General features: G+C 71.0%; 4 protein-coding genes. 1 reads left to right on the top strand and 3 read right to left on the bottom strand.

The window, feature by feature from the left end; translation table 11 throughout:
* Window positions 1–124 precede the first annotated feature (124 nt).
* Complete coding sequence (locus ABZ833_RS15615) at window positions 125–2,725, bottom strand: M14 family zinc carboxypeptidase (RefSeq protein WP_361046269.1); 2,601 nt, start codon at window positions 2,723–2,725, stop codon at window positions 125–127.
* 146 nt (window positions 2,726–2,871) lie between these two features.
* On the opposite strand from ABZ833_RS15615, the gene ABZ833_RS15610 reads away from it, so the two are divergent.
* The gene (locus ABZ833_RS15610; protein ID WP_361046266.1) at window positions 2,872–3,720 is read left to right on the top strand and encodes an EI24 domain-containing protein; all 849 of its coding nucleotides are present in this window, start codon (window positions 2,872–2,874) and stop codon (window positions 3,718–3,720) included.
* Here ABZ833_RS15610 and ABZ833_RS15605 read toward each other — a convergent pair.
* Together ABZ833_RS15605 and ABZ833_RS15600 are read right to left on the bottom strand one after the other, a co-directional pair.
* Entirely contained in the window at window positions 3,701–4,930 is a 1,230-nt protein-coding gene (locus ABZ833_RS15605; protein WP_361046384.1) for a pyroglutamyl peptidase, read from the bottom strand. The two genes, ABZ833_RS15610 and ABZ833_RS15605, sit on opposite strands and share 20 nt — an antisense overlap.
* 117 nt (window positions 4,931–5,047) lie before the next feature.
* Entirely contained in the window at window positions 5,048–5,950 is a 903-nt protein-coding gene (locus tag ABZ833_RS15600; RefSeq protein WP_361046264.1) for an aminoglycoside phosphotransferase family protein, read from the bottom strand.
* Window positions 5,951–6,000 lie beyond the last annotated feature (50 nt).

Below are 6,000 nucleotides of genomic sequence, written 5' to 3'. Positions count from 1 at the left end.
CAGACCCCGCTCCTCAAACGCCGGAGGGGCTGAATTTTCAGCCCCTCCGGCGTTTGAGGAGGCCCCCGCGCAGCGGGTTTTCGGGAAGGGGCGGGGTTGGGGAAAAACCATCCCGCCCCCAACCTCAGCTCACACTCAACAACGCCCGCCCCACCTGCGGGAACACCCCCTTCGGGTGATCCCGGAACAGCGGCTCGGTGCCGAAGAGAACCACGCGAGACCCCGCAGCCGCCCCACTCACGACAGAAGCCCGCCCCGCGGCATCCGCGGGGCCACCCGCACCGTCCACGGCCCGCCAGTGCCCGGACAGCAACGGATTCCCGCCCCCATAGGACTGCTCCACCCGCACACCACTCCCCAGCCCCTTGAACCACATGGGCGCGTACACAAACGAATGCGAAGGCGCACCCCCAGTAACAGGACCGCCGGAATTCACGACCCGCACCACACCATTCGCATCCCCGTTCCCGGGGACCGCCTCAACGGAAAGCAGCTTCGCGTCGGAGTTCAACGCGGCCCCCTCCGCACCACGCCCGACCAGGCCACCCCCACCCGCGAGGAAGTCGTCGAGCCCGGCTCGGGCCCCGGCGTTCAGCTCACCGTACGAAAGCCCCGCCGACACGAACAGCGCGTCCACGCCCGACTTCTTCCAGTCGAACCCGCCGTTGAGGACATCCGTCGAAACAGGCACCACGTCGAAATTCATCTCCCGCAGAGCGAACAGCTCGCCGGGAGTGACAGCCGCCGCGACCCGCGTGGGACGCACGTCAGCGCCGCCCTTCGCCTTGGTCGCGTCGAAGGCGACGTCGTACTTCTTCGCCGCGGCGACCGCCGCACCCCGCGCCGCCGACGGCAGGATCACGCTCCCGTCGTCAGCCCGCCGCACAGAAGTCCCGCGCGCCAGCAGCCAGTTGAGAGCCGACACCTCCCGCGCGTCGTCGAGCCGCAGCCGAAGATCCCCGCGCGACGCGACATGACCGACCCGCGACGCGGTGTCCACGGCGCGCGTCCGCACGCCGGACAGCGAGCCGCCCTTCACCTGGTCCACCGTCGCACCCCACAGCCGCCCGAGGCTCCACCCCGAGATGTCGTACATGGTGGAGACCTTGTCGCTGATGTCGCGTCCGTCGGCGAGCATCACATTGGCGAGCCCGCGCTTGGGCTGACGCATGTCGATGACGTACGAACCCTCGGCGTACGAGGTCCCGCTGAGGCGGAAGTCCCTTGTAGCGCGCCGCACTTGGACGTCGTTGTCGAGCAGATGCTCCACGAGCCGCGAGGCCGCCGCGGCCGAGCGCTGGCCGCGCTCGCCCTTCTCCTTGCCCCGCGGAATCACGTACGCACGGGGGAAGTCGGTCGTGTAGACGTCCTCCGGGCCGATGCCCGGCACCCCGGGCACGGTCTCCGGCGAGACCGGCACCTGCGCGGCGCCCGTCGCGCCCCGCCGGAACGTCTCGATCTGATCGGCGATCACCGAAGTCCGGTGCTTGTGCGTGTAGTCGAGCGTGGCCGTCATCGCGGCTCCCGCGATGTCCACGTTGATCGCGGACCGCCGCCGCAGCTCAGGCACCGAGAGGTCGTCGTACTCGTCGTTGTTGACCGTCATCGGGAACTCGATGGTGTGCGCGGCGACCGCACCGTGGAACGGCATGTACTGCGGGGTGAAGATCGGCGGCCAGTCGTCCCAGCCCTCTTCCTGGTCGCGGAAGGGGATGATCGCGGGCTCCACGCCGTCCTTCTCGGGCGTGTAGCCGAGGCCGTTGACCGCGGCTTCCATGCCGAGGGCGTTGGCGTAGGTGTTCTTGAGGAAGAGGTCGTACTCGTAGTTCTCGCCGTGCGGGGGAGTCGTCGGCTCGATCAGCGTGCCGTTGACGTACCCGTGCAGGTCGATCATGACCGCCGGCTGCTTGTCGATGGCGATCTGCCGCATCGCGCGGACCTCGGGCTGCGACGCGGTGATGAAGTCGCGGTTGAGATCGAAGCCGTTGGCGTTGGGGCGGGTGCCTGCGATGCGGCCGTCGGGGTTGGCCGTGACGTTGAAGTACAGCCGGTTGTGGGCCAGCAGGTCTTCCGTCTTGCCGTCCTTGGCCTTCGCGAGCTTCTCGATGAGCTTCAGGGCGGCGTCCGTGCCCTCCCACTCGTTGCCGTGGATGTTGTTGTTGATGAAGACCGGCGTCTTGTAGGAGGACTTGACCGCCGGATCCTTCGCGGCCGCGCCCGGCGCGTTCTCGATGAGGTCGCGCATCCGCTCCTGGCGTGCGGTCTCCTTGGCGGACTCGGGAGAGGTGACCGTCACCAGATAGAGCTGGTGCCCGCCCGCCGAACGGCCCGCGATCTCCACGCTGACGCGGTCGCCGACGCCCTGGATGTCATTCAGCCTGGGGGCAATGGAGTGATAGGGGGCCAGGCCCAGCTTTATCGACTTGTCGTCCGGATTGGCGGGGGGTGGCGTCAGCTTCTGTTCGCGGGGATAGCCGCGGTCCTTGCCGCGACCGGAGTCGAGGCCGGGGCTGTCCGCAGCCCCCAGGGCCCGGTCCGCGGCGCTCTGGGGGCCCTTCGCGGCCCGCTCCGTACTGCTGAGGGGCGAGCCCTCGCGGAGGATGTCGCGGCCGCCCGGACTCGGGTCGGCGGTCGCGCTGCCGGGGGCGAGAGAGGTGAGGACAAGGGCGCCCGCCGAGACGAGGGTGGTGAGCAGAACGGGTCTGGATGGCCGGGATATGCCCATACGTACCTCCGGAAGAAAGCTGATGGAGAGCTGGAGAGAAGTCAGTACGCGTGGTCTACCGGTTCAACCCCCGCGCAACAAGAGGGCCTTCGGCCCCACGCGTCCCGTGGACCGCAGGGCCACGACCGGCGGATAGGCTGTGCGGCATGCGTGATCTGGGACGAGGCTTCGGCTACTTGATGAAGGGCCAGCGCTGGGTCGCCCAGCACGGCAAGCAGTACGGAGTCGGCCTGCTGCCCGGCCTCATCACCCTGCTTCTCTACGCGGCCGCGCTCGTCGCGCTCGCCCTGTGGGGCACGGACTTCGTCGGCTGGGCCACGCCGTTCGCGGACGACTGGTCCTCTCCGTGGATCGGCCTGTTCCGCGGCTTCCTCACGGCGCTGCTCTTCGCGCTCGCGCTCCTCCTCTCGGTGATCACCTTCACGGCGGCGACGCTCCTGGTGGGCCAGCCCTTCTACGAGTCGCTGTCGGAGAAGGTCGACATCTCCGTCGCCGGGTTCGCCCCCGAGTCGGGCCTGCCGCTCTGGCGCGAGCTGTGGATCTCCGCTCGCGACAGCCTCCGCATCGTCCTGCGGGCCGCGGTCTGGGGCATCCTGCTCTTCGCCCTCGGCTTCATCCCGGTCGTCGGCCAGACCGTGGTCCCGGTGGTCGGCTTCTGCGTGACGGGCTTCTTCCTCGTCGAGGAGCTGACGGCGGTGGCGCTCCAGCGCCGTGGCGTCGAGGCCCGCGAACGGCTCGCGCTGCTGCGCGGCCGCAGGCAGCTGGCGTGGGGCTTCGGCACCCCGCTCGCCGTGGCCTTCCTGGTCCCGTTCGTCGCGGTGTTCCTGATGCCGGGGGCGGTCGCGGGCGCGACGCTGATGGCGCGGGAACTGATCGGCGAGGACGGGCCGGACGACGACCCGCAGGGACCGGCCAACTCGGCCGATGCGGCTGGCGACTCGGCCGATGCGTCCGGTCCCGGCGGACAGGCGTCCGCTACCGGCGGGCGTCCATAGCGGTCGTCAGGATCTTCTTCACCTGCGCGATGATGTCTAGCCGGTTGCGCACGAACTCCGGATCGGTGATCTCACCCGTGGCCGGATCCGTGTTGCCCGCCCCGAACTGCAGGATCGGCGTGTGCACATGGCCGCCGGGCAGCCGGTCGTGCAGCCCGAGCCGGTCGCGGAGCAGCGTCGCACGGTAGGCGATCTCGTTCGACAGGTAGTTGCCGCCGCCGCCCTCGCGGGCCGTCGACCCTGCGGTGGGCCCGTCGGGACGGACCACGGGAGCGCTCTGGCCCGCCGGGATCTCGGTCACCGAGGTGTTGTCGTACACGGGGAAGCGGCCGGTCTCGGCGCTCACGATCTCCTTGTACGGGAGGGTCGTGGACGTCCACTGGGGCTGCGAGGCCGGGTCGTCGACCGGGACCGTCTCCGTGCGCGAGAGGTTCTCGTTGTCCGGGAAGCCGCCCCGCCAGGCCCCGTTGGTCCGCTCGATGTCGAAGCGGCCCGCGCGGCCCTGACTGATGGTGGTGAAGAGGTCGACGCGGGGGAGGTGGGCGCGCAGGGTGCGCTCGACCGTCCCCTGCGCGAAGTCCTCCCAGCGGACGGGGAAGACGGCGGTCTCCACGCGGGCGGGCCCGTCGGCGGTCTCGATGACGGTGCCGTCGAGCGCGAGTGCGGTGGCGCCGGACGGGTTGCTGATGCGGACGTCCCGGTCGAGCGTGAACGGGTCGAAGCCGGTGACGAGGATGCGCTTGAGGCGGTGGCCCGCGCGGTCCTTCTTCGGGTAGCGGATGGAGTCGTGCCCGCGCGACGCGTCCTCCAACGCCCGTATGAGACGGCTGTGCCGGGCCTCGCTCACCCCGAAACGGGTCGGCTCCCACTGCCGGAGCTCCCGCGTCATGCCGAGCCGGGCCCAGTACAACGGCCGGTCGTCGTCCCGGCTCAGTCCTTCGTCGTTCCCGGCGGCGGGGCCCCGCCCCTGGGCCCGGTCGACGGCACGCCGCCACAGGGCCTCTCCCTGCCGTTCGACGATGCGCTTGGCCTCGCCGTACGAGTGGGCGCGTTCGAGGGCCCGCGCGAACTCCGGGGCCACGGTGTCGAATCCGCTGCGGCGCAGGATCTCCTGCGGTGCGGCCCGGTCGAGTCGCTGCTCCTCGGTGGTGGCGGCCGGTGCGTCGGCCGGTGCGGTGGCTGCCGACGCGGGCACGGCGGCGAGGGACAGCAGGAGCGTGACGCCGAGCGCGGTGAGCCGAGGGGATCCAGGGGGCTTGAGTGACACAGGAGTCCTTCCGTGGCCGGTGGGGGTGATCGCAGTATTCCGGCAGGAAGGCGGCGCCCGCTAGCGGTCCACGGCCGCGTGATCCGCGAGGACCTCGCCGATCACGTGGCGCGCGATCCTCGCGATGGTGGCGTTCCTCGTCCGGTAGTACGGCAGCTCGATGAGCGCGATGGACAGGGCCCAGCCGCGCCCCCGTGCCCACGTCGCGTCGTCGACGCCCAGGGCGGCGCGGAACTCCTTGCGCGCGTCGGCCGTCAGGAGGCTCCACGCGGTGATCAGGTCGACGGCGGGTTCGCCGTGCCCCATGCACCCGAAGTCGATGACGGCGCTGAGCCGCCCGTCGGCGGTGAGCAGGTTCCCGGGCTGCAGGTCGGCGTGGACCCACACGGGCGGCCCGTCCCAGCGGGGTGCGCGCAGGGCGGCCTCCCAGGCGGCGGTGGCGGCATCGGTGTCGATGACGCCGTGGAGCTGCGCGATGGCCTCGCGGGTATCGGCGTCCCGGCGTGCGAGGGGCCCGCTGCGGTACGCGCGAGGCGCGTCGCCGGGATCGACGCGCTGCAGGGCCATGACGAACTCCGCCAAGTCGGCGGCGAACAGGCCGGGTTCGTCCAGGCCGCCGACGGCCGGGTTCTCGCCCTCCAGCCAGCGGTAGACGTACCAGGGCCAGGGGAACCCCTCACCGGGCGCGCCCTCTCCCAGCGGCGCGGGAATGGCGAGGGGCAGCGAGGGCGCGAGCCGTGGCAGAAGCAGCATCTCGCGCTGTACGTCCTCCACGCCGCCCTCGATGCGGGGGAGCCGGACGGCCATGTCGTCGCCGAGGCGGTAGATGGCGTTGACGGTGCCGTTCGATTCGACGGGATCGACCTTGAGGCCGGCCCACTCGGGGAACTGCGCGGCGAGCAGCCGGCGTACGAGGGGCGTGTCGATGTCGGCTTCGTCGGCGTGCATCTTGGCGGGGGACATGCGGGCCTTCCGGGGCGGCGGGGAAGAGCGGGCCGACGCTGATCGAAGCT

Origin of the sequence: Streptomyces sp. NPDC047525, from assembly GCF_040643025.1 — a bacterium.
Taxonomy (GTDB): Bacteria; Actinomycetota; Actinomycetes; order Streptomycetales; family Streptomycetaceae; genus Streptomyces; species Streptomyces durmitorensis.
Note: the sequence above shows the minus strand (reverse complement) of the source record. Positions and strands in the feature narration are given on the sequence as shown.

What these genes read in the sequence shown, in the direction of transcription:
- ABZ833_RS15615 (WP_361046269.1), bottom strand. Translation starts at nt 2,725, where the DNA reads ATGGGCATATCCCGGCCATCCAGACCCGTTCTGCTCACCACCCTCGTC.
- ABZ833_RS15610 (WP_361046266.1), top strand. Translation starts at nt 2,872, where the DNA reads ATGCGTGATCTGGGACGAGGCTTCGGCTACTTGATGAAGGGCCAGCGC.
- ABZ833_RS15600 (WP_361046264.1), bottom strand. Translation starts at nt 5,950, where the DNA reads ATGTCCCCCGCCAAGATGCACGCCGACGAAGCCGACATCGACACGCCC.